This is a genomic window from Pseudoxanthomonas sp. z9, from assembly GCF_006542425.1.
In the GTDB taxonomy this organism is placed as follows: Bacteria; Pseudomonadota; Gammaproteobacteria; order Xanthomonadales; family Xanthomonadaceae; genus Pseudoxanthomonas_A.
The window spans coordinates 131,534-153,052 of sequence record NZ_VFID01000003.1; the positions used below are offsets into that span (position 1 = coordinate 131,534).

The window sequence follows — 21,519 nt, forward strand, 5'->3', positions numbered from 1 at the left end:
TTACCCCGGATCCACTCCGGTGCGGCTGCGCAGATCGGCCCGATAGCGCCGGCTGCACGGCAACGCGGTTGCATCCTTGAGATGAATGCGTGCATCGCCGGTATCCAATGGCTCGATGGAAGCCACCTGATCCAGGTTCACGATGTAACTGCGGTGGATGCGGGCAAAGCGCACCGGATCCAGCTTCGCCTCGATGCCGGCAATCGTGCTGCGCAACGGATAGTCGTGGCCGCGCACGCGCAGGTTGACGTAGTTACCGGCCGCCTGCGCCCACTCGATGTCGCTGGCCGCGACCAGGAACTCGCGGCCCAGCTTGCGTACCAGGAATCGCTCCGGGCGCTCCACCGGCTCCAGCGGCGGACCCTCGTCAGGCAGATCGAGCAGGCTGGCCTCGCCCTGCCAGCGGCGCAGCAGGAATCGATAGACCTCGATGGTCGCGACTGCCCAGATGAACGTGCGGACGTCCTTGAGATACTCGTAGAAGAACTCCCGTGCCCAGGGACCGAAATCGTATTCCGCGCCCTGCCAGCGATAGGCCAGCATCCGCAGCGCGACCATGCCCGCCACGTGCAGCAGCGAGTACGCCACGCTGGCCAGCAGATACCAGGGCAACTGCCGCCGCAGGGTATCCCAGTGCAGCGGGAAACGGCGGGTGAACGCGACCACCGCCGGCACCAGCGCCAGCAGCACGATGCCGCTGGAACTTTCCCAGACCACCGGTTCCCAGTCCGCGATCCGCAAGCCGGCCCGATGGACGTCCATCACCGTGGTGATGCTGTTGCCGACCACGTTGACCAGGATGCCGATTACCCAGAAGCCGACTTCAAGGCTGCGGCGCCAGGGCTGGAAACGGCGGTAGAGCGTGTCGGAGGAAGAGGCCATTGGCGCATTGTAGGTGGGCGCGGCGCTTTCGCGCCCGCCCGGCTACGACAGCGCCACCCAGTGGCGGATCAGCAACTGGATGCCCCGGCGATCCTGGTAGTCGTCGGTGTCGAGCTGGTAGACCGCATGGACGCGCTTCGGCCTGGCCTGTTCGCGCCAGCCGCCGAAATGAATGGCGCCCAGTGGCTGCGCGCGCCCGGGCAGGCGCAGCGAGAACTTCAGGTGTTTCGCGCCGACCACGCGCCAGTCGATCACCTCGAACGCGCCGTCGAACAGCGGCTCGGGAAAGCCCTGTCCCCAGGGCCCGCCGTCGCGCAGCGCCTCGGCGTGGGCGCGGTCGAACTCTTCCGGCAGCAGTTCGCCGTCGCTCAGCCATTCGGCCTGCAGCAGGCTGTCGTCCAGCCAGCGCGTGGCGACATCGCGGAACGCGATCTCGAAAGCCGCCAGGTTCGCCTGCGCCAGGCTCAGGCCCGCCGCCATCGCGTGGCCGCCGAATTTCTCGATCAGGCCCGGATGGGTCGCATCGACGGCCGCCAGCGCATCGCGCATATGGAAGCCGGGAATCGAACGCGCCGAGCCCCGCAATGAGCTCGCGCCAGGTTCGGCCGGCGCGAAGGCGATGACCGGGCGATGCAGGCCATCCTTGATCCGCGAGGCGACCAGGCCGACCACGCCGGGATGCCATTCGGAATCGAACAGGCACAGCGCCAGCGGCGGTTCCGCTTCCACCGCCGCGAGTTTCGCCAGCGCGATCTGCGCTTCGTCGACCATCTGCTGCTGGACGCCGCGCCGTTCGGCGTTGATCTCGTTGAGGGTGGCGGCCATTTCGCGCGCCTGCGCGGGGTCGTCGCACAGCAGGCATTCAATGCCCAGCGACATGTCCTCCAGTCGGCCGGCGGCATTGAGCCGCGGCGCGATCGCGAAACCGATGTCCGACGCGGTCAGATGGCGCGCGTCGCGGCCGGCGACCTCGATCAGGGCGTGCAGACCCGCGCTGCCCTGCCCGCCGCGCAGGCGCCGCAGGCCCGCGCCGACCAAGGCGCGGTTGTTGGCGTCCAGCGGCACCAGATCCGCCACCGTGCCGACCGCGACCAGATCCAGCAGCACGGTCAGATCCGGCTCGGCCCCCTGCGGCCAGCGGCCGGCCTCGCGCAGGCGGCGACGCAGCGCGAGCAGCACGTAGAAGGCCACGCCCACGCCGGCCAGTGCCTTGCTGGGGAAACCGTCCTCGCGCAGGTTGGGATTGACGATGGCGTCCGCCGGCGGCAGCGTCTCGCCCGGCAGGTGGTGGTCGGTCACCAGCACCCGCCAGCCCTGCGCGCGTGCGCGGGCAATGCCCGCATGGCAGGCGATGCCGTGATCCACGGTGACCAGCAGTTCCGGTTCCAGCGCCGCCAGTTCGTCCACCAGCGAGGGCGACAGGCCATAGCCATGCGCCATCCGGTTGGGCACCGTCGCGGTGACCCGCGCCGCGCCCAATGCGCGCAAACCACGCACCATCAGCGCGCACGCGGTCGCGCCGTCGCAGTCGAAATCACCGACCACCACGATGTGTCGACCTTCGTCGATGGCGGCATGCAGCAGGCCGCCGGCGGCGTCCAGGCCGCCAAGCGCATCGGGTGGCAGCAGTTGTGCCAGGCGCGGCTGCGCTCCCGCGGCCGCACTGACACCACGGCCGGCGTACACGCGTTGCAGCAAGGGCAGGATCTGCGCCGGCCATTCGCCGGCGACCACCACCTCCCGCCGGCGGATCCGGGGCGAAGAGGTCACGCCGTCAACCCGGCGGCCGCGCCGTCCAGGCGCGCCAGCGGACGGCGCCAGAAGCGCCAGCGTTGATCGCGGCGCAGGGTGAAGCGCTCGCCATCCTCGAAATCCAGTTCCAGCGCATGCAGTTCGCCACGCGCCAGCGCGGCCAGCAAGGGTTGCAGGGCGTCGCGCGCGAATACCTCCGGCTGGCGCAGGTGACGCAGATCGATGAGCGCGTCGACCGCGCCGCCCTCGCCTTCGGCGGTCACGCCGGCCGCGAGCGCGAGCGCACGCAGGAGCGTGTCCTGTCCCTTGATCTGGCGGAACCGGGTGCCCACCGACTGCGGCAGGCGTCCGCCGCCCCAGAACCACAGCGAGTTGACCGGCGTCTTGCCGGCCGCGACCCGTCGCGCATTCCAGGGATGGTTGTGCAGCATGATCTGCGCCTCGGTCAGCAACGCGCGCCAACGGCGGCCGTCATCACCCTCGGGCAGATGCGCGAACAGGTCGTCGCCCAGCACGTCGCCAATCGGCGCGAACGCCGGCAGCCGCGCATCCGGCGGCAGGCGCAGGTACCAGCGCGAGGGATGCGGCGCGTCCAGCAGCACGCCGGCGTCGCCGAACAGCGGCTTCAATGCCGGCAGCAACTGGGCGATGTCCTCCGCGTCCAGCGCCAGCGCCTCGCCATAAGCCAGCATGCGCGCGCCATTCATGTCCGGCGACACGCGCGCGGGATCCGCACGCAGCCAGCTGGCGCCTTCGGCATCGCCGGCGTCCAGTTGCCGGGTCAGCGCGGCCACCGGCCAGTGATCGGGCACCAGCCGGAAGTGCCGGCGCAGTTGCGCCCGCTCGCCCGCCTCCAGCGTCTGGCGATCAGCCCGACCCAGTGCCCTCGCCACCTCGTCTGGCAGGCGTTGGCCTGCCAGGCGGGTGCGGGTGGGCAGCAACAGGGTGGCGGTCGCCATCGCCCGGTCAGTCGGTGTAGCTGACGCCGACGATTTCGTACTCGCGCTGACCGGCTGGCGCGTCGATGGTGACCGCGTCACCCTCGTGCTTGCCTATCAACGCGCGGGCCAGCGGCGAGGAAATCGCGATCAGGCCCTGCTTGATGTCCGCCTCCAGGTCGCCCACGACCTGGTAGCGCTTCTCCTCGTCGGTCTCCACGTCGGCCAGCGTCACCGTGGCACCGAACACGATGCGCGAACCGGCATTGAGCTTGGTGACGTCGATGATTTCCGAGTGCGACAGCTCGCTCTCCAACTGCTTGATGCGACCTTCGATGAAACCCTGCTGCTCGCGCGCGGCATGGTACTCGGCGTTTTCCTTCAGATCGCCGTGCGCGCGCGCCTCGGCGATCGCGGTGATGACTTCCGGCCGCTTCACCGTCTTCAGCAGATCCAGTTCCTGGCGCAGCCGCTGCGCGCCCTTCATGGTCAGTGGTGCTCTCACCCTTGCAGCTCCTTGTGCAGTTCCTGCAGGGCCCAGACCGGGCCCGTACCGCGGAATTCCAGCGAATGGACCAGCGCCTTGGCGCCGGCAATCGTGGTCGAGTAGGTGACGCGGTGCTGGAGGGCCTCGCGCCGGATGGAGAAGGAGTCGGCGATGGCCTGCCGCCCTTCGGTGGTGTTGACGATATACACGATCTCGCCGTTCTTGATCAGATCGACGATGTGCGGGCGTCCTTCCACCACCTTGTTGATCTGCTCGCAGTCCAGGCCATGCTCGCGCAGCCACGCCGCGGTGCCCTGGGTGGCGACCAGGCTGAAGCCGCGCTCGACCAGCGCCTGCGCCACCGGCAGCACGCGCTTCTTGTCCGGATCACGCACCGACACGAACGCCTTGCCCGGCTGCGGCGCCTTGATGCCGCCGGCCTCCTGCGCACGCGCCATCGCCGCGCCGAAGCTGCGGCCCACGCCCATCACCTCGCCGGTGGAGCGCATTTCCGGGCCCAGGATCGGATCCACGCCCTGGAACTTGGCGAACGGGAAGATCGCCTCCTTCACCGAGTAATAGTCGGGGACGATCTCGGTGGTGGCGCCCTGCTCTTCCAGGGTGCGGCCGGCCATGCAGCGCGCGGCGATCTTGGCCAGCGGCATGCCGGTGGCCTTGGACACGAACGGCACCGTGCGCGACGCGCGCGGGTTCACTTCCAGCAGGTAGACGGTGTCGTCGCCGTCGTCGTTGGCCTGGATGGCGAACTGGGTGTTCATCAGGCCGACCACGTTCAATGCCTGGGCCAGCTCGACCACCTGCCGGCGCAGCTCGTCCTGGGTCTTGGCGGAGAGCGAGTACGGCGGCAGCGAGCAGGACGAGTCACCCGAATGCACGCCGGCTTCCTCGATATGCTCCATCACGCCGCCGATCAGCACCTTGCCGGTGCTGTCAGCGATGATGTCCACGTCCACCTCGACCGCGTTGTCGAGGAAGCGATCCAGCAGTACCGGCGAATCATTGGACACCTTGACCGCGTCGCGCACGTAGCGCGCCAGGTCGGACTCGCCATAGACGATTTCCATCGCCCGTCCGCCCAGCACGTAGGACGGACGCACCACCAGCGGATAGCCGATCTCGCGGGCCAGCGCCAGCGCCTGCTCGTCGGTGCGGGCGGTGCGGTTCGGCGGCTGCTTCAGGCCCAGTTTCTCGACCAGTTGCTGGAAGCGCTCGCGGTCCTCGGCCAGGTCGATCGAATCGGGCGAAGTGCCGATGACCGGCACGCCGTTGGCTTCCAGCGCGCGCGCCAGCTTCAGCGGGGTCTGGCCGCCGTACTGGACGATCACGCCCTTGGGCTGTTCCAGCTCGACGATGGCCAGCACGTCTTCCAGCGTCAACGGCTCGAAGTACAGGCGGTCGGAGGTGTCGTAGTCGGTCGAGACCGTCTCCGGGTTGCAGTTGACCATGATGGTCTCGTAGCCATCCTCGCGCAGGGCGAGCGCCGCGTGCACGCAGCAATAGTCGAACTCGATGCCCTGGCCGATGCGGTTGGGACCGCCGCCAAGGATCATGATCTTGTCGCGCGAGGTCGGCTCGGCTTCGCACTCGTCCTCGTAGGTCGAGTACAGGTAGGCGGTGCCGGTGGCGAACTCGGCCGCGCAGGAATCGACCCGCTTGTACACCGGCTTGACGCCCAGCGCCTTGCGCAGCACGCGCACGGCGGCCTCGTCGGTGCCGGCCAGCTGGGCCAGGCGCGCGTCGGAGAAGCCCATGCGCTTCAGCCGGCGCATGCGGCGCGCATCCAGCGAGCCCAGGCCATCGGCGGCGATCTGCTTCTCGTCGGCGATGATTTCCTCGATCTGGTCGAGGAACCAGGGATCGATGAACGACAGCGCGTGGACCTGCTCCACGCTCATGCCGGCGCGGAACGCGTCGGCCACGTAGAACAGACGTTCCGGGCCCGGCGACTTCAGCTCACGACGCAGTTGGGCCAGATCATCCTCGCTGGACAGATCCAGGCCGGTCGGGTCGAGGCCGACCTTGCCGGTTTCCAGGCCACGCAGCGCCTTCTGCAAGGATTCCTGGAACGTGCGGCCCATCGCCATGACCTCGCCGACCGACTTCATCTGGGTGGTCAGGCGGGCATCGGCCTGCGGGAACTTCTCGAACGCGAAGCGCGGAATCTTGGTGACGACGTAGTCGATCGTCGGCTCGAACGAGGCCGGGGTCTTGCCGCCGGTGATCTCGTTCTTCAGTTCGTCCAGGGTGTAGCCGACCGCCAGCTTGGCCGCGACCTTGGCAATCGGGAAGCCGGTGGCCTTGGAGGCCAGCGCCGAGGAACGCGACACGCGCGGGTTCATCTCGATGACCACCACGCGACCGGTCTGTGCGTTGACGCCGAACTGCACGTTGGAACCGCCGGTGTCCACGCCGATCTTGCGCAGCACCGCGATGGAGGCATCGCGCAGGCGCTGGTATTCCTTGTCGGTCAGGGTCTGCGCCGGCGCCACGGTGATCGAATCACCCGTGTGCACGCCCATCGGATCCAGGTTCTCGATGGAGCAGACGATGATGCAGTTGTCCGCGGTGTCGCGGACCACTTCCATCTCGAATTCCTTCCAGCCCAGCACCGATTCCTCGACCAGCACTTCGGTGGTCGGCGACAGTTCCAGGCCGCGGGTGACGATGTCGATCAGTTCCTCGCGGTTGTAGGCGATGCCGCCACCGCTGCCGCCCAGGGTGAAGCTGGGGCGGATGATGGTCGGGTAGCCGACGCGGGCCTGGATCTCGATCGCTTCTTCCAGGGTGTGGGCGACCGCGGCGCGCGGGCACTCCAGGCCGATTTCGCCCATCGCCACGCGGAACAGCTCGCGGTCCTCGGCCATGCGGATGGCTTCGCGCGAGGCGCCAATCAGTTCGACGCCGTATTTTTCCAGCACGCCGTGGTCGGCCAGGTCCAGCGCGCAGTTCAGCGCGGTCTGCCCGCCCATGGTCGGCAGCAGCGCGTCGGGCTTTTCCTTGGCGATGATCTTCTCGACCGTCTGCCAGTTGATCGGTTCGATGTAGACCGCATCGGCCATTTCCGGGTCGGTCATGATGGTGGCCGGATTGCTGTTGACCAGCACCACCCGGTAACCCTCCTCGCGCAACGCCTTGCAGGCCTGCGCGCCGGAGTAGTCGAACTCGCACGCCTGGCCGATGACGATCGGGCCGGCGCCGATGATGAGGATGGTCTTTATGTCGGTGCGCTTGGGCATGGGCTTACTCGAAGAATTTCGGGGGGATGCCGCAGGCATCGGAGATTTCGGTGGCCATCGCCGCCAGTTGGGTGTCGCTGGCCGAGGGCTGGTCCTCATCCTGATCGGTGAATTCACCGTAGCCGGACAGCTCGCGCAGGCGGCGATACTGCGAACCGTAGGCGAAGGTCATGAAGGACACGAGCCGGTCCGGCGCCATGCTGCTCGGGTCGAATCCCTGCCCGTCGCCGGCCAGCGCGTTGTCGATGGAAAATCCACCCAGTTCCTTCATCGCGTCGCCGGCGCCGTCGTCCAGCAGCTTCAGCGCGGCCTGGAACTCGTCCGGCGCCTGGTCGGCGTAGGCATCGACGGCGCGCCGCTTGCGGGCCACGAATGCCGGCCGCGCGACCTGCTGGCTGAAGCAGGCGCGCTGCTTGCCATCCAGCTCCGCCTCCAGCGCCTTCGGATCCCTTTCCATCAACTGGGCGAAGATGCGATGGATCGGGAACATGTCGACCAGGTACTCGGTCATCCGCTCGCGGGCCACGGCGTCGACCGGGACCGGCGCGGCCGCGGCGGTGCCGGCACTGGCCAGCAATCCCGCGGCCAGCAGGAGACGCAGCCGCATCCGGCTCACGCCGCGCGTTCCATGCTGGCCACGAAGCGATCGAACAGCGGCGAGACGTCATGCGGGCCGGGCGAGGCTTCCGGGTGGCCCTGGAAGGAGAACGCCGGCGCGTCGGTCAGTTCGATGCCCTGGTTGGTGCCGTCGAACAGCGAGCGGTGGATGACCCGCACGTTGGCCGGCAGGCTGGACTCGTCGACCGCGAATCCATGGTTCTGCGAGGTGATCATCACCCGGCCGCTGTCCAGATCCTGGACCGGATGGTTGGCGCCGTGGTGGCCGTGGCCCATCTTGAGGGTCCTGGCGCCGGCGGCCAGCGCCAGCAACTGGTGGCCCAGGCAGATGCCGAAGGTCGGGATCTTCTTTGCGACGAACTCGCGGATGGCGTCGATCGCGTAATCGCAGGGTTCCGGATCGCCCGGTCCGTTGGACAGGAAGATGCCGTCCGGATTCAGCGCCAGCGCCTCGGCGGCCGGGGTCTGCGCCGGCACCACCGTCACCTCGCAGCCGCGTTCGGCCAGCATGCGCAGGATGTTGTGCTTGACGCCGAAGTCATAGGCCACGACCTTGAACTTCGGTTCGGCGTGGACGAACGCGCCGCGATCCAGATCCAGCTGGCCGTCCTTCCAGGCGTAGCGTTCGGTGGTGGACACCACCTTGGCCAGATCCATGCCCTTCAGTCCGGGGAACTTGCGGGCCGCTTCCAGCGCCTTGTCCACGTCCACGTCCGCGCCGGCCATCAGCGCGCCGTTCTGGGCGCCGCGGTCGCGCAGGATGCGGGTGAGCTTGCGGGTGTCGATGCCGGCGATGGCGACGATGCCACGGGCGATCAGCCATTCCGGCAGCGCCACCTGGCTGCGCCAGCTGCTGGGCCGGCGCGGTACGTCGCGCACGATCAGGCCGGCACCCCAGACCTGGCGCGCTTCGTCGTCCTGGTCGGTGCAGCCGGTGTTGCCGATATGGGGATAGGTCAGGGTGACCAGTTGGCGGGCATAGGACGGGTCGGTCAGGATTTCCTGGTAACCGGTCATCGCGGTGTTGAACACCACTTCGCCGACCGAAAGGCCGTCTGCGCCTACGGATTCGCCCTCGAATACGGTGCCGTCTTCGAGTACGAGGATTGCGGGTTGAGTCACGGGGTTCGCCTTGGGGTGGAGGAACCCTGCCCCTCCGACTTGCGGCTGCAAGAAACCGCGGACTCGGCGTTTTTCCGGTCCGGGGCGGTAGGTAACAGGCGAGCGGGAATTATACGGGCGAGCCCCTGCCCGCGCTACAGTTTTTTGACCGATCCACACGCCGCCCGCAGGCGTCGCGCCCGCTGTTCAGTCTGCGTGTGCGCGGAAAAGGCTGCTTTCGCGGGACCGCCGTTCCGGTGTCAGGGCGCCTCCGCGCCACCCGTGCGCGACGTCCCGGCCGGCACCGGGCGTCCCAGGCGCGAGCGCTCGAGCCACCACAGCGCACCGGCGAAAGACAGCCATGCCAGCCACCACGGCCAGGCGCGGCCGCGCCGCTCCGGCACGCCGCCGGTGGCCGCCACACGCGCGGGCCGGTCACCGACCAGCCGCAGGGTGGCCTCGCGCAATGCCATCGCCCGCAAACCCGGCGCCTCGCCGGGCGCGCGGACCGCGAACGGCCATTCCGCCTCACCCATGCGGAGCCGATGCCATCCCCCGCGCGCGGGCCAATAGCCGGCACAGCCCGCCGCACCACCGGCGGGATCCGGCAACAGGGTCGCGACGGCACCATCGGGCGCGATCACCCGCGCCTGGCCGGTGATGCCGCACACGCGCATGCGCCGACCGGCCCGCGCATCGGGTTCGAACACCGGCGCGGAACCACCGCGTGCACGCGCCAGGATGGCGAAGGCTCCGCTCCACAGTTCCGCGTGCAGATCCTCGCGGCCGGCGAGCGTCAACCGGTAGGTGTCGGTCAGTGGCCACATGCCGATCCGGCCACGGCCCTCGGCGCGCCAGCTCGCCAACCGATTTCCAGCGACGTCGCGCAGCAGGGAGGCCGCGTCGGCACTGTCGTCGCGCAGCGTGCGCCGGCTCAATGCCGGCGCGCCGACGGCATCGGCATCGACCGGCGCATCCCGGCTGCCGGCACCCTGGCGCGCGCGCAGGCCGTCGTCGTCGCGTTCGGGAATGGCCAGCCGGACCTCGGCGCCGTCGCCGCTGCCGGATACCAGCAGACCCAGTTGCCGCAGTTGCCGGCGGGAGCTGTCCGACAGCGGTCCCTCCACCCGCAGCAGCACGCCCAATCCGGCGCGCACGGCGGCCGCCAGCGCCGTGCGCGCCCCATCACCCAGCGTGGCCCAACTGCGATCGTCCAGCACCAGCAGATCGAAGCGTTCGAAGGTGGCTGTATTCAATGCGAGCGGTGCATCGCCCAGTTGCATGCCCGCCCCGACCTGGATCTGGACGTGCGGCGTCATCCCCGCATCAGCCATCCAGCGACGCAGGTACTTCAGTTCGGGATTGGGTGCGGCGGCCAGCACCAGCACGCGTGGCGGCGGTTCGCCCGCCACCCGGATCGGCACGTCCACGGTTTCCACCGCGCCGCGCGCTCGATCCGACAGCCGCAAACGGAAACCCACCTGCCCCGGCGCGCGCGCGGTGCCGCCGACGCTGAAATCACCTGTCGCCGACGGCGTCGCCGCATCCACCCGGCGGCCGGCCGGATCCAGCAGTTCCACCCCCCCACCCTCCAGCGCGTGCACGCGGCCGCTGACGATGAATCCGGCGCCCGGTACGACCTGCGCCGGCGCGGCCAGCCGGATCAGCCCGCGCGGCAGCGGGGCTGGGTCGAAGCGCAGGCCATGGCCGCGCGCGGCCTCGATATCGCGCGCTTCCAGGCCGGCGCCGACGACATGGAGTTGGCGCATGCCCGGATGTCGCCGCAGCGCGGTGGCCAGATCCGGCACCCTTTCCGCATCCGGCGTGGCGGGTGCCTCGGGCAGCGCGATCACCGCGTCGCCCAGCGCACGTGCGGCGCGCGGCGTCGGCGCGTCGGCGGTGAGCACGGTCAGGGTGCCGCGCTGGCCGGGAACCGTCGGCGGCATCAGCGCGAAGTACAACAGCAGCGCGTACAGCGGCTGCGCCAGCACCAGCACCGCCAGACGCCAGCGACGCGCGGGTTCCGGCGCACGCCGCTGCCACCACAGCAGGCGCGCGATGCCGAGCACGCTGGCCAGCGCGAGCAGTCCCGCCAGCAGCGCGGCCGGGTTCATGGCGTCCGCTCCCGTCGCAACGCATCAAGGTAGCGTTCACCGGCGGCGTCGGCGGCACGTCGTTGCACCTGGGCCGGCGGCCGCGCCAGCACCGGCCACAATCGTTCGCGCAGGCGCTGGCGACAGGCCACGCAGGCCGGATCGCCGCGCACCGCGTCGATGGCGGCGAACAGCGACAGCGGATCGGCCACGCGGGTCTCGTTGTCGCGCAGCCAGCGTTGCAGCGCGTCGAGATCCGGCGCGGAGCTTTCCGTTCCCCGCGCGGCTTCTTCCAGCGCTTTCCATGCGGCGGCCGGCACCGCGTCGCCCGTCGTCGCCGGCGCGATGGCGAGTTCGCGGCGCGCCAGTCCGTCGCGCTTGCCGGTGAGCCGGCGGCTTTCGTCGATGGGCGGCAGTTCCGGTCCCACCCGCGCCAGATAGATGCGGCTGGCCTGCTGCACTTCCTTGATGTAACCCAGCGCCTTGTAGGCGAACGGCAACGCCTGGTCCGGACGCCCCTGGCGCAGGTGCAGCTCCGATTGCCACATCTGGTCCAGCGCCTGCTTCAGCGTCGCGCGGGTTTCGGGATCCAGCAGGGTCGCCGCTTCGGCGTGGTCATGGGTGTGGCCGTACTCGGCGAGCACGTCCTGTTCCCGGCCCATCCCCTGCGGCGCATCCGTGGAGGCAGGCGCGGCGTCGCCATGATCATGGCCGTCGTCGTCGTGATGCGTTTCTTCGGCATCGTTGGTGGGCGGCGGCTCGGGCTCCCCTTCGGCTTCCTCGCCCAGGAACTGGCCGTAGCGCAGCCGCAGGATGCGCTGGTCCACGCCGATTTCGTCCGAACGCCGCAGGAAGCGATCCGCGGCAAGCCGGCGCTTGTCCTTCTGCAGGGCCTCGGCGTCGAGGATGATCTGGCGCTGGCTGCGGAAGTAGGCCGGCAGCACCTTCTTGACCATCCCTTCCAGCGCGCCGCTCTCGCTGCCCGCATCGGCGGGCCAGCGCAGGATCAGGCCGGGACTGCGTGCCGACTGCGGTCGTGGCTGGCGGTTGTCCGCCACCGTCAGCTGGACGATGAGATCATCGCCGACCGCGAAACCCGCCTCCGCCAGATCCAGCGCGATGTCGAAGCGCCGCGCGGTCGCGCCACCCTTGCCGGCCACGGCCAGCGTGCGTTCGCGGAACTGGATGTTCTCGCCGCTGCCCTGCGCCAGGGTCACCCGCAGCTGCGCCTGCGCGGCGACGCCGTGATCGTCCTTCACCTCGAAGGACAGCGGCCAGCGGCGTTGCCCGGGCGCGAGCAGGCTGAGGCCGCGATCCGGCGCCAGCACCGTGATCTGCGGCGGGCGATCGGCGATGGCGTCGATCCGATGCAGGCGCGGCGCGGGTTGTGCGGGTGCGCCCTGCGGCAGCACCCGGTACAGCACCGATTGCTCCAAGGTCATGCTGGCGGTCCAGACATCGCCGTCGCGGACCAGCGTGATGCGCCTGCCCTGGTGGAACACCAGTTCGGCGCTCATCGGTTGCGGGGCGAAGCGCAGCGTCCAGGTCAGCCGGGACCCGGCCGGCGCGCGGGTATCCAGGCGGGCTTCGTCGCGTGCGGCCTGCCGCGTATAGGCGGGTGGCACGATGCGCAGCTGCTGCCCGACCAGGCGCGGGACGCCGGCCACCACCGGCACGTGTTCGTCGCTGGGCGCGAGCGTGACCGGTGCCGGTTTCGGCGCTGGCCATGCCAGCAACAGGACGGCCGCCAGCAGGCCACCGGCCCAGCCCGCGATCAGCCAGCGTCGCGACCAGGCTGGGCGCAATGCGGACGCCGGCACTGTGGCAAGGCGCGGTTGCAATCGCGCGCGCTGCAGTCGCTGCAACGGGTTCAGCCGTGCCGGTTCGGCGAACAGCAGATCACTGCTGTCCTCCATCTCGCCGCGCGCGTCCAGCCGTTCCACCAGCCAATGCGCATCGAACCGGCGCGCGCGCCAGCCGGCAATCGTGGCCAGCAGCATCGCGCCCGCCACGCCCATGACCAGCGCCGCGTTTGCGCCGCCGCACCGCCAGCCCGCCAGCACCGCCACCACCAGCCACGGCACCCCGGCCAGGGAGGTATCGAGGATCGCGCGTCGTCGCGCGATGGCCAGCAGATCCGGCAGCACGGCTGAACTCATGGCGCGGCGCTCCGCCTGCGCGAGGTCGCCCAGCCGCGCTCCAGCACCAGCAACAGCGCAATCAGCATGGCCAGCCAAGGCTGAAGATCGCGGGGCGCCTGCGGATAGGCCGCCGCGCCGGGCAATGGCGCATGGTCGCGCGCGGCCACCCGCGAAGGCGCAGGCATCGGCTCGGCGAACAGTTCGCGCAGCCGCGCCGGAAACACCGGTTCCAGCAGCTGCGGCATGACCGAAGGCTGCAACGGACGGATGAACCGCAGCACGCGTCCTTGCCCCAACGCGCCGCCCTCGACGATCACCGCGCCTGTTTCGTCGGTCCAGTACGGCGCCATCGCAATGTCATCGCCAGCACTCGCCTGCGCATCCAACAGTGCCGTGCCGCCCGCGGCGACCCATCGGCGAATCGCCGAAGGAATCTCGCCCGGCGCCAGCCAGATCAACGCGCGCGCATCGTCAGCCAATGGCTGCCCGATGTCCGCCACCGAGAGCCGGTTCGCCGTCGCCGTTCCGCCGCCCCAGCTTTCGGCCGCCGCGCGCAGGTAACGCAGTGCGTCCTGCCGCCCGGGTGCATGGCGCACGGACAGAACAGGCGGCTCGGCCGCGCCGGACTGGAACGCCGGTGGCGGCGAACGCGGCACCTTGCGCCAGTTGACCACGCGCGACAGCCGCGGACGCTCGCCGTCCGCGCCGTCAAACCAGGCGGGCACTACCACCGTCAGCGCCACCTCCGGCGGCAGATCCGCGTCCAGCTCGCGCAGCAGGCTGGCGGTGGGCACCGGCGAAGCGGGCGCGGGCGAATCCAGCGGCGGAAATCCCGGCGCCAGCCAACGCGACTCCGAATCCGTTCCACCCCATGCGCGCGCGGCGCTCGCGTCCACGTCCGGCAGCACCACGACCCACGGCGTTCCGCCATGGATGCCTTGCAGGACCGGCCGCGCCAGCCACAACGCGAGCAAGGCCAGCAACAGCAGGCGCAGGAGCAGCAAGCCGCGTTCGTCGAAGCGGATGCGATGGCGCGGGCGCGGCTTCTGGCGCAGCCAGCGCAGCGCGGCGAAATCGGTCGGACGCTGTTCGCTGCGTCGCGCCAGATGAACCAGCAACGGCAGCAGCAGCGCGCCGAGGGCCACCAGCGCGGCGGGCAACAGCAACCCCAGGCTCATGCGTATTCCGCCGCGTCGCGCGCGCCGAACAACCGCCGCAGCGGCAGGTCCAGCGGCTGATCCAGGAAGTGCTCGGCATGGCGGATGCCGCTGGCGTCCAGGCGCGCCTTGAGCGCGCGCCGCGCGTCGGCGAAGCGCGCCAGGTAGTCCGCGCGCATCGCCGCGCCATCGCCCAGCAGTTCCTCGCCGGTTTCCGGATCCCGGAAACGGTGGCCGCCGGTGAACAGAAAATCGCGCTCCTCGGCGGTGAGCAGGGTGATCACCAGCACCTCGCGCCGCGCCGCCGCCAGGCGCTCGGCGATGGCCACGCTGGCCTCGTCGAAGCAATCGCCCAGCAGCAGCACCAAATCACCGGCGCCGATGCGCTCCCACAGCGGAGTGAGCTGTTCCGGCTCGGGAAACACCCCCTGCGCGGCCAGGCCGTGCAGTTCCAGCAGCAGGCGATCGCGCTGGCGGATGCCGGTGGCCGGCGCCACCAGCCGCAGCCCGTCCGCGCGCAATGCCACCAGTCCGAACCGATCGCCTTGCCGCAGCGCCAGTTCGCCCAGGCAGGCCGCCAGCGCCTTGGCCGCGTGCAGCCGCGACCAGCCGGGATTCGTGCCGTCCGCCTGCGCCATCGAGGCACTGGCGTCGATCAGGATCCACAGCGCCAGCGGGCTCTCGCGTTCGGCCTCGCGCACGAAGAAGCGATCCGAACGCGCATACAGTTTCCAGTCGATCTGACGCGGCTCGTCGCCCGGCTCGTAGGCGCGGTACTGGGCGAACTCCAGCCCCGCCCCGCGGCTGCGGCTGCGATGCAGGCCGATGCCCTGCACGCCGATCGCGCGACGCGAGGTCAGCCGCAGATCCTTCAGGCGGCTGCGTACCTCGGGCGGGATCGGGTCATACGACATCGGACGTGGACGATCAGGACCGTGCCAGCGGCACGTCGCGCAGCAGCGCGGCAATCACGTCGTCGGCGCTCTTCTGCTCGGCTTCGGCGGCGAACGACAACAGCAGGCGATGGCGCATCACCGGCGCGGCCAGCGCGGCGACGTCCTCGCGGGTCGCGGCCAGGCGCCCGTGCAGCAGCGCCCGCGCCTTGGCGGCCAGCACCAACGATTGCCCGGCGCGCGGACCGGCGCCCCATTTGACGTACTTGCGCACTTCCTCCGGCACGCCGTCGCCCGGACGGCTCGCGCGCACCAACCGGGTGATCCAGCGCAGCAGATCCTCGCCCAGATGCACCTGGCGCACGTACTGCTGCAGCGCCAGCACGTCCGCGCCCTGCATCACCCGCGGCACCTCGCCCAACTGGCTGCCGGTGGTCTGCAGCAGGATGTCGTGCTCTTCCTGCTCGCTGGGATAGTCCACCCGGATGTGCAGCAGGAAACGGTCCAGTTGCGCTTCGGGCAGCGGATAGGTGCCGGCCTGCTCCAGCGGATTCTGGGTGGCGAGCACGAAGAACGGCGAAGGCAGCGCATGGGTGATGCCGGCATAGCTGACCGTGCGTTCCTGCATCGCCTCCAGCAGCGCGGCCTGGGTCTTGGGCGGGGTGCGGTTGAGTTCGTCGGCCAGCAGCAGGTTGGTGAACACCGGACCGGGCTGGAAACGGAAGCGGCGATGGCCGGTGCCGTGTTCTTCTTCCAGCAGTTCGGTGCCGAGGATGTCGCTGGGCATCAGGTCCGGGGTGAACTGCACGCGCCGGAACTGCAGCTCCAGCGCCTGCCCCAGGGTCCGCACCAGCAAGGTCTTGCCCAGTCCCGGCACGCCTTCCAGCAGGCAGTGGCCACCGGCCAGCAGGCCAATCAACAGCTGCTCGACCACGGCTTCCTGGCCGACGATGGCGCGGCCGATGGCGTCGCGCAGGGAGGCCAGCCGATCCAGTTGCACCCGGATATCGGTTTCGGAAAGTTCGCTCATCGGAAATCCCGTGGAGATGATAGGCCGCAGGACCACGACCGCGCGGCGGTGAAGGTCCGGCTCATGAGTTCAGTGCATACATGACGATGTTGACCGCAAACTTCGTGTTGTCCTCGGCCAGGAAGCGCTTGTTGCGCCAGTCGTAGTCCCATTCGCAACCATAGTCCTTGTTGCTGTAGAGCACGCCCAGACGGCCATTGATTTCGATGCCCTGCAGGTACTCGTGGACCAGATCGTCGCCCCAGCCATTGAGTTCGAAGCCGGTGGCCGGCGGACCGTCGAAGGTGAAGAAGCTGCGGTACAGCGGATGGTGGTTCGGCAGCTTCTTCATCGCCTTCGCCCCGAAGATCGAGGCCATCTGCGCTTCGAACGACTTGGCGAACAGGCCGTCGATGTCGTGGTTGCAGTCGTCCACGAATACAAAGCCGCCGTTGCGCACGTAGCGCTCGAAGTTGCGCCGCTCGGCGGGATTGAATTCGACCAGCTTGTGCCCGGCCAGGTAGCAGAACGGCGCCGCCAGCACGCGCGGATCCGACAGCGCCAGCACGTGTTCCTTCGGATCCACCCGCAATTGGGTGTAGTCGATCAACGAGGTGATCAGGTTGGCGGGCATGCGCTGGTCCACGTCCCAGTCGCCGGAGTCGTAGCGCAGGCGGGTGAACCAGAAATCGTAGACGGGTGCCGCCCGCGCCGCGCGGGGGGAAGCGCCCAGCAAGGCTCCGGCGAGTCCACCGGTCATCAGGCGCAGGAATTCGGCGCGGGTCATGCCCGCGCCCTCGCCCGCATCGCCCATGCCGCCGGGCCTTCACGCAAAGGCGGGAGGCACGGCGGGAAAAAGGCGGAATCCATCGACGGCACGGGCATCTCGGAACAGTACGGAATTGCGGACGCCGGCCTGTCGCGGAAGGACGACTTCCACGCATCCCGCGCGGTCCCCTCCCGCCACCGGGAGAGGACGCGAACGGTTCAAACCGCGTCGGACAGCGAGGTGAAGGTGAAGTCGCGCAGCTTCATCGGCGGGATCATCATCACGAACGAGGACTCGTCGCCGGCCACGCGCACCGGCTTGCCGAGTTCCTCGATGTTGTTGAGCATGATCACCGGCGACTCGTTGAAGCGGAAATTCTTCACCGGGTACTTGATCTCGCCGTTCTCGATGTAGAAGGTGCCGTCGCGGGTCAGTCCAGTCAGCAGCACGGTCTGCGGATCGACCAGGCGGATGTACCAAGTGCGGGTGACCAGGATGCCTTTCTGCGTGCTCTTCACCAGTTCGGCGGTGGACTTGTCGCCACCGGCCATCAGCAGGTTGCCGGGCGAGCCGACCGCGCGCTTGCCCTGCTTCTGCGCCCAGAAGCGCGAGTAGTCCAGGTTGGCAATCTTGCCGTTCTCGACGATCGCCATCTTCTCGCGTGGCAGGTTCTCGCCATCCCACGGCAGCACCGGCGCGTCCGGATGCCAGGGATCGGCGGTGAGATTCACCCGCGGATCGTAGACCTGCTCGCCCAGCTTGTTGCCGCCGCCCTTCTTGGACAGGAAGCTGCGGCCCTCGTCGGCCTGGCGCGCGTCGAAGAAATTCATCATGAAGGAGATCAGGCCCGCGGCCGCGGCCGGTTCCAGGATCACCGTGTATTTGCCCGGTTCCAGCGCCTTGGCCTCGGCCGATTCGCTGGCCTTGCGCATGGCGGTGCGGATGTCGCTGTCGGCCTTGAACGCGCTGGCGTCCTTCAGGTTGCGGCCGACCCAGCCTGAACCACGTCCGTCCTCGGTGCGCACCGTGCAGGTGTAATCGAAGCTGGTGGCGCGCTGGTAGCCGAAGTTGCCCTTGCTGTTGGCGAAGGCGACGAAGCTCTGGCCGTCCTCCAGGAAGCCGGCGGCAATCAGCTTCTCCGCCTTGCAGGGATCGATGGACGCCTTGGCCACCTCGGCGCGGAATTCCGGCGTGATGGCAGCGGTGGATTCACTGAAGGTGGGACTGGCCTGGTAGGCCTGCTTGTCGATGGCCGGCATGAACTCGGGGTTCTCCGGAGCCAGCCGGGCCAGATCCTCGGCGCGGCGGACCACGCGTTCCAGCGCGGCGTCGTTGAACTCGTTGATGGTGGCCACGCCCACGCGCTTGCCGAACGCCACCTGCACCGCCAGGTCGGCGTTGCTGACGATGCCGCTGGTGGACACGTCGTTGAGCGCGAACCGGATGTTGCCGCTGATGCTGCCGCTCAGGCTGGCCGTGCACTCGTCGGCCTTGGACAGCGCAATGACCTTGTCCAGGATGGCCTTGGCCTGCGCTTCGGTGAGGATGCTCATGTTCTGGGATTCTCTCGTAGGGCGGAGCGCGCTCCGCCGCCTTTCGCTGTCGGGGACCTCGGGGTTCGGCGGAGCCGGGCAAGCCCGGCCCCACACCTCAACCCAGGCTGCGGGCGGTATTGATCACGTTGATGCCGTTGAAGCGCGCGGTGGAGGAACCATGCGACACCGCCGACACCTGGCCGGGTTGCCCCTTGCCGTCGAAGAACGAACCGCCCAGGCGGTAGTCGCTCTCGTCGCACACCGCCGCGCACGCATTCCAGAATTCCGGCGTGCGGATCTGGTAGGCCACGTCCTCGATCTGCTGGGTGATCTTGCCGTTCTTGATTTCGTAGAACAGCTGGCCGCCGAACTGGGCGTTGTAGCGCTGCTGGTCGATGGAGAAGGAGCCGTCGCCGATGATGTAGATGCCGTTCTCGACATCCTTGATCATGTCGGCCACGCCAAGCTTCTGCTTGCCCGGCTGCAGCGAGACGTTGGCCATGCGCTGGAACTGCACGCTCGACCAGGAGTCGGCGTAGCAGCAGCCGTCGGATTCGGTCTTGCCGAGGATATGGGCCTGGTCGCGGATGGTCTGGTAATCCACCAGCTTGCCGTCGGTGATCAGGTTCCAGCGCTTGGTCTTCACGCCCTCGTCGTCGTAGCCGACCGCGCCCAGGCTGCCGTCCTGCACCTTGTCGGCGAAGATGGTGACCTTGTCGCTGCCGTACTGGAAATGCGATTCGCGCTTGTCCAGGGTGGCGAAGCTGGTGCCGGCGTAGTTGGCCTCGTAGCCGAGCACGCGATCCAGTTCCAGCGGGTGGCCGACCGATTCGTGGATGGTCAGCCAGGTATGCGAGGGATCCAGCACCAGATCGTACTTGCCCGGCTTCACCGACGGCGCCTTGAGCTTGGCGCGTGCCTGCTTGGCCGCGGCGATGGCGTCTTCCTTCATGTCGTAGGACAGGCCGTAGTTGACCACGCCGTTGGGCGAGGTCACCTTGCCGGAGGCGTCGCCGTCCAGGTATTCGAAGCCCATGCCCATCGGCGCGGACAGGCCGTCGCGGGTGCGGAACTTGCCGCTGGCCTTGTCGATGGCGGTGACGGTCATCGGCACCCAGATGCGGTGGATGTCCTGGTCGATGTAGGAACCATCGGTGCTGGCGAAGTACTTCTGTTCGTTGACCAGGAACAGCATCGAGTTGACGAAATCCGCGCCGGCGTTGATCGCGGCGGCGTTGACGCCCAGCAGCAGATCCGCCTTGTCCTTGATCGGCACCGCCATCGCGTTCTTGCGGATCGGTGTCTTCCACGCCACCTCGCCCACGCCCGGCGTGGCCGCCAGTTGCACCGGCTTGCCCTGCACCTTGCTGTTGGCCTTGGCGATCGCGGCGGCCTGCTGCGCGGCCTTCGCCACGCCCTGCGCGGTCAGTTCGTGGGTGGCGGCGAAACCCCAGGCGCCGTTGGCGATCACGCGGATGCCGACACCGGTGGACTCGGTGTTGACCACGTTCTGCACCTTGTCCTCGCGGGTGATCACGAACTGGCGCAGGTAGCGTCCGATGCGCACGTCGCAATAGCTGGCGCCCGCCTCCTTGGCCGCGCTCATGGCGGTGTCGGCCAGGCGCTTCTTCAGGCCGACATCGAGGGAAGTCTGCAATTCCTCGGCGGCGATGGCCTTGCCGAAGTAGGCCGGCAGCATCAGGCCGCCGAGGCTGAGGCCGCTGTAGGCCAGGAAGTCACGTCTGCGCAAGGCTTGCTCTCCAGCGATGAGCCCCGCAGCGCAGGGCCGGAACGGAACGGAATGAAGCGGGACGAAGCGGAATTGCGATGGGGCGGGTGCGTGCCGGATTCTTGCCGGTGGCTGAATGGTCCGTCAAATGACTTTCGGCATAGAAGCGATGCTTCGGGCGCAATTCCCCGACCGCCGCTTCGAGGCGATCCCGGTTTCGCATCGCAGCATGCATCAACGCCCCATGGGTGCGAACGGCAGGCGTGGTTCACCGTATTCGCGCTAAGCGGATGGCGCTATGGGTGATGCGAAAGCGACCCCGCTTCCCGGTTTCGTTTGCACGCGCGCCAAGACGCCCGCCCATGCAGGTGGACGGCGCGGTCATGCGGGCAAGGCTCAGTCGAGCAGATCGCGGACGCGGTATTGACCGGCTGCACGCCCCACCAGACGCCCGGCCACATGCAGGGCGCCCCGCGCGAAGATGTCGCGGTTGGTGGCCCGGTGCACCAGCTCGATGCGTTCGCCCAGGCCGGTGAACTGCACCAGATGCTCGCCGACGATGTCGCCGGCACGCAGGCTGGCGTAATGCACCGGCGCCCCGGCCGAACCGGCGGCCTCGCCCAGCGTGAGCGCGGTGCCCGAGGGCGCATCCTTCTTGTGGACGTGGTGGGACTCGACCACGTCGCAATTCCAGCCACCCAGCGCGCTGGCCGCACGTTCGACCAGTTCGGTCAGCACCGCCACGCCCAGGCTGAAGTTGGACGCCCACACCAGCGGAATCCGGCCGGCCGCCTGCGCCAGCGCATCCCGCTGGGCCTCGTCCAGACCGGTGGTGCCCGACACCAGCCCAGCGCCGCGCTGCACGCACAGCGCCAACACGGGATCGAACCCTTCCGGCAGGCTGAAGTCGATGGCGACATCGAACGCGGGTACGCCGCCCAGTTCATTGGCAGCGAAATACGGCACGCCCTCCACCACCCGCTGCGCGGGCGATTTGCGCATCACCGCCGCGACCACCTGGAACTGCTGCGACTGTTCGGCGGCCAGGCGCAACAGGGCCTGGCCCATGCGCCCGGAGGCGCCGTGGATGAGGATGCGGGTGGGCGTGGTTTCCATGCCCGGCATGGTAGCCGAGCCGGCCCCATGGGCGAAGATGGC

16 protein-coding genes are annotated in these 21,519 nt (G+C 69.0%); all 16 read right to left on the bottom strand.

Annotated elements, in window-relative coordinates:
- Positions 1 to 882 (bottom strand): LytTR family DNA-binding domain-containing protein, encoded by an 882-nt coding sequence (locus FG323_RS03085; RefSeq protein WP_141452975.1) that lies wholly within the window; start codon positions 880 to 882, stop codon positions 1 to 3.
- Positions 883 to 924: 42 nt separating this feature from the next.
- On the bottom strand, positions 925 to 2,652 hold the full coding sequence (gene recJ / locus FG323_RS03090; protein WP_141452976.1) for a single-stranded-DNA-specific exonuclease RecJ: 1,728 nt from the start codon (positions 2,650 to 2,652) through the stop codon (positions 925 to 927).
- Positions 2,649 to 3,593, bottom strand: a complete 945-nt coding sequence (locus FG323_RS03095; RefSeq protein WP_141452977.1) for a phosphoglycerate mutase — start codon at positions 3,591 to 3,593, stop codon at positions 2,649 to 2,651. The genes recJ and FG323_RS03095 overlap by 4 nt, the downstream gene beginning before the upstream one ends.
- A gap of 7 nt (positions 3,594 to 3,600) precedes the next feature.
- Positions 3,601 to 4,065, bottom strand: a complete 465-nt coding sequence (greA, locus tag FG323_RS03100) for a transcription elongation factor GreA (RefSeq protein ID WP_181444083.1) — start codon at positions 4,063 to 4,065, stop codon at positions 3,601 to 3,603.
- A gap of 8 nt (positions 4,066 to 4,073) precedes the next feature.
- Positions 4,074 to 7,316: a carbamoyl-phosphate synthase large subunit gene (gene carB, locus FG323_RS03105; protein ID WP_141452979.1), complete on the bottom strand. Its 3,243-nt coding sequence runs from the start codon at positions 7,314 to 7,316 to the stop codon at positions 4,074 to 4,076.
- A 4-nt stretch (positions 7,317 to 7,320) separates the two neighbouring features.
- On the bottom strand, positions 7,321 to 7,923 hold the full coding sequence (locus tag FG323_RS03110) for a hypothetical protein (RefSeq protein ID WP_141452980.1): 603 nt from the start codon (positions 7,921 to 7,923) through the stop codon (positions 7,321 to 7,323).
- A gap of 5 nt (positions 7,924 to 7,928) precedes the next feature.
- Positions 7,929 to 9,056 (bottom strand): glutamine-hydrolyzing carbamoyl-phosphate synthase small subunit, encoded by a 1,128-nt coding sequence (gene carA, locus FG323_RS03115; RefSeq protein WP_141452981.1) that lies wholly within the window; start codon positions 9,054 to 9,056, stop codon positions 7,929 to 7,931.
- 239 nt (positions 9,057 to 9,295) lie between these two features.
- Positions 9,296 to 11,149: a carboxypeptidase regulatory-like domain-containing protein gene (locus tag FG323_RS03120; RefSeq protein WP_141452982.1), complete on the bottom strand. Its 1,854-nt coding sequence runs from the start codon at positions 11,147 to 11,149 to the stop codon at positions 9,296 to 9,298.
- Positions 11,146 to 13,287: a DUF4175 domain-containing protein gene (locus FG323_RS03125; protein ID WP_141452983.1), complete on the bottom strand. Its 2,142-nt coding sequence runs from the start codon at positions 13,285 to 13,287 to the stop codon at positions 11,146 to 11,148. Before FG323_RS03125 ends, FG323_RS03120 begins: the two co-directional genes overlap by 4 nt.
- Positions 13,284 to 14,447 carry a BatA domain-containing protein gene (locus tag FG323_RS03130; protein ID WP_141452984.1) on the bottom strand — a complete coding sequence of 388 codons (1,164 nt, stop codon included), beginning with the start codon at positions 14,445 to 14,447 and terminating at the stop codon, positions 13,284 to 13,286. The genes FG323_RS03125 and FG323_RS03130 overlap by 4 nt, the downstream gene beginning before the upstream one ends.
- Positions 14,444 to 15,340 carry a DUF58 domain-containing protein gene (locus FG323_RS03135; protein ID WP_141452985.1) on the bottom strand — a complete coding sequence of 299 codons (897 nt, stop codon included), beginning with the start codon at positions 15,338 to 15,340 and terminating at the stop codon, positions 14,444 to 14,446. Before FG323_RS03135 ends, FG323_RS03130 begins: the two co-directional genes overlap by 4 nt.
- Positions 15,341 to 15,353: 13 nt before the next feature.
- The gene (locus tag FG323_RS03140) at positions 15,354 to 16,349 is read right to left on the bottom strand and encodes a MoxR family ATPase (protein WP_141452986.1); all 996 of its coding nucleotides are present in this window, start codon (positions 16,347 to 16,349) and stop codon (positions 15,354 to 15,356) included.
- A gap of 61 nt (positions 16,350 to 16,410) precedes the next feature.
- On the bottom strand, positions 16,411 to 17,115 hold the full coding sequence (locus FG323_RS03145; RefSeq protein WP_141452987.1) for a DUF4159 domain-containing protein: 705 nt from the start codon (positions 17,113 to 17,115) through the stop codon (positions 16,411 to 16,413).
- Between the two features lie 200 nt (positions 17,116 to 17,315).
- Entirely contained in the window at positions 17,316 to 18,650 is a 1,335-nt protein-coding gene (locus tag FG323_RS03150; RefSeq protein WP_141452988.1) for a TldD/PmbA family protein, read from the bottom strand.
- Between the two features lie 97 nt (positions 18,651 to 18,747).
- Positions 18,748 to 20,382 (bottom strand): TldD/PmbA family protein, encoded by a 1,635-nt coding sequence (locus FG323_RS03155; RefSeq protein ID WP_181444072.1) that lies wholly within the window; start codon positions 20,380 to 20,382, stop codon positions 18,748 to 18,750.
- Positions 20,383 to 20,757: 375 nt separating this feature from the next.
- Positions 20,758 to 21,477, bottom strand: a complete 720-nt coding sequence (gene dapB, locus FG323_RS03160) for a 4-hydroxy-tetrahydrodipicolinate reductase (RefSeq protein WP_141452989.1) — start codon at positions 21,475 to 21,477, stop codon at positions 20,758 to 20,760.
- Positions 21,478 to 21,519 lie beyond the last annotated feature (42 nt).

Bases quoted from the DNA above. Each gene is read 5' to 3' on its own strand.
- FG323_RS03085 (WP_141452975.1), bottom strand. From the start codon at position 882: ATGGCCTCTTCCTCCGACACGCTCTACCGCCGTTTCCAGCCCTGGCGC.
- FG323_RS03095 (WP_141452977.1), bottom strand. From the start codon at position 3,593: ATGGCGACCGCCACCCTGTTGCTGCCCACCCGCACCCGCCTGGCAGGC.
- carB (WP_141452979.1), bottom strand. From the start codon at position 7,316: ATGCCCAAGCGCACCGACATAAAGACCATCCTCATCATCGGCGCCGGC.
- FG323_RS03110 (WP_141452980.1), bottom strand. From the start codon at position 7,923: ATGCGGCTGCGTCTCCTGCTGGCCGCGGGATTGCTGGCCAGTGCCGGC.
- FG323_RS03120 (WP_141452982.1), bottom strand. From the start codon at position 11,149: ATGAACCCGGCCGCGCTGCTGGCGGGACTGCTCGCGCTGGCCAGCGTG.
- FG323_RS03125 (WP_141452983.1), bottom strand. From the start codon at position 13,287: ATGAGTTCAGCCGTGCTGCCGGATCTGCTGGCCATCGCGCGACGACGC.
- FG323_RS03130 (WP_141452984.1), bottom strand. From the start codon at position 14,447: ATGAGCCTGGGGTTGCTGTTGCCCGCCGCGCTGGTGGCCCTCGGCGCG.
- FG323_RS03135 (WP_141452985.1), bottom strand. From the start codon at position 15,340: ATGTCGTATGACCCGATCCCGCCCGAGGTACGCAGCCGCCTGAAGGAT.
- FG323_RS03140 (WP_141452986.1), bottom strand. From the start codon at position 16,349: ATGAGCGAACTTTCCGAAACCGATATCCGGGTGCAACTGGATCGGCTG.
- FG323_RS03145 (WP_141452987.1), bottom strand. From the start codon at position 17,115: ATGACCCGCGCCGAATTCCTGCGCCTGATGACCGGTGGACTCGCCGGA.
- FG323_RS03150 (WP_141452988.1), bottom strand. From the start codon at position 18,650: ATGAGCATCCTCACCGAAGCGCAGGCCAAGGCCATCCTGGACAAGGTC.
- dapB (WP_141452989.1), bottom strand. From the start codon at position 21,477: ATGGAAACCACGCCCACCCGCATCCTCATCCACGGCGCCTCCGGGCGC.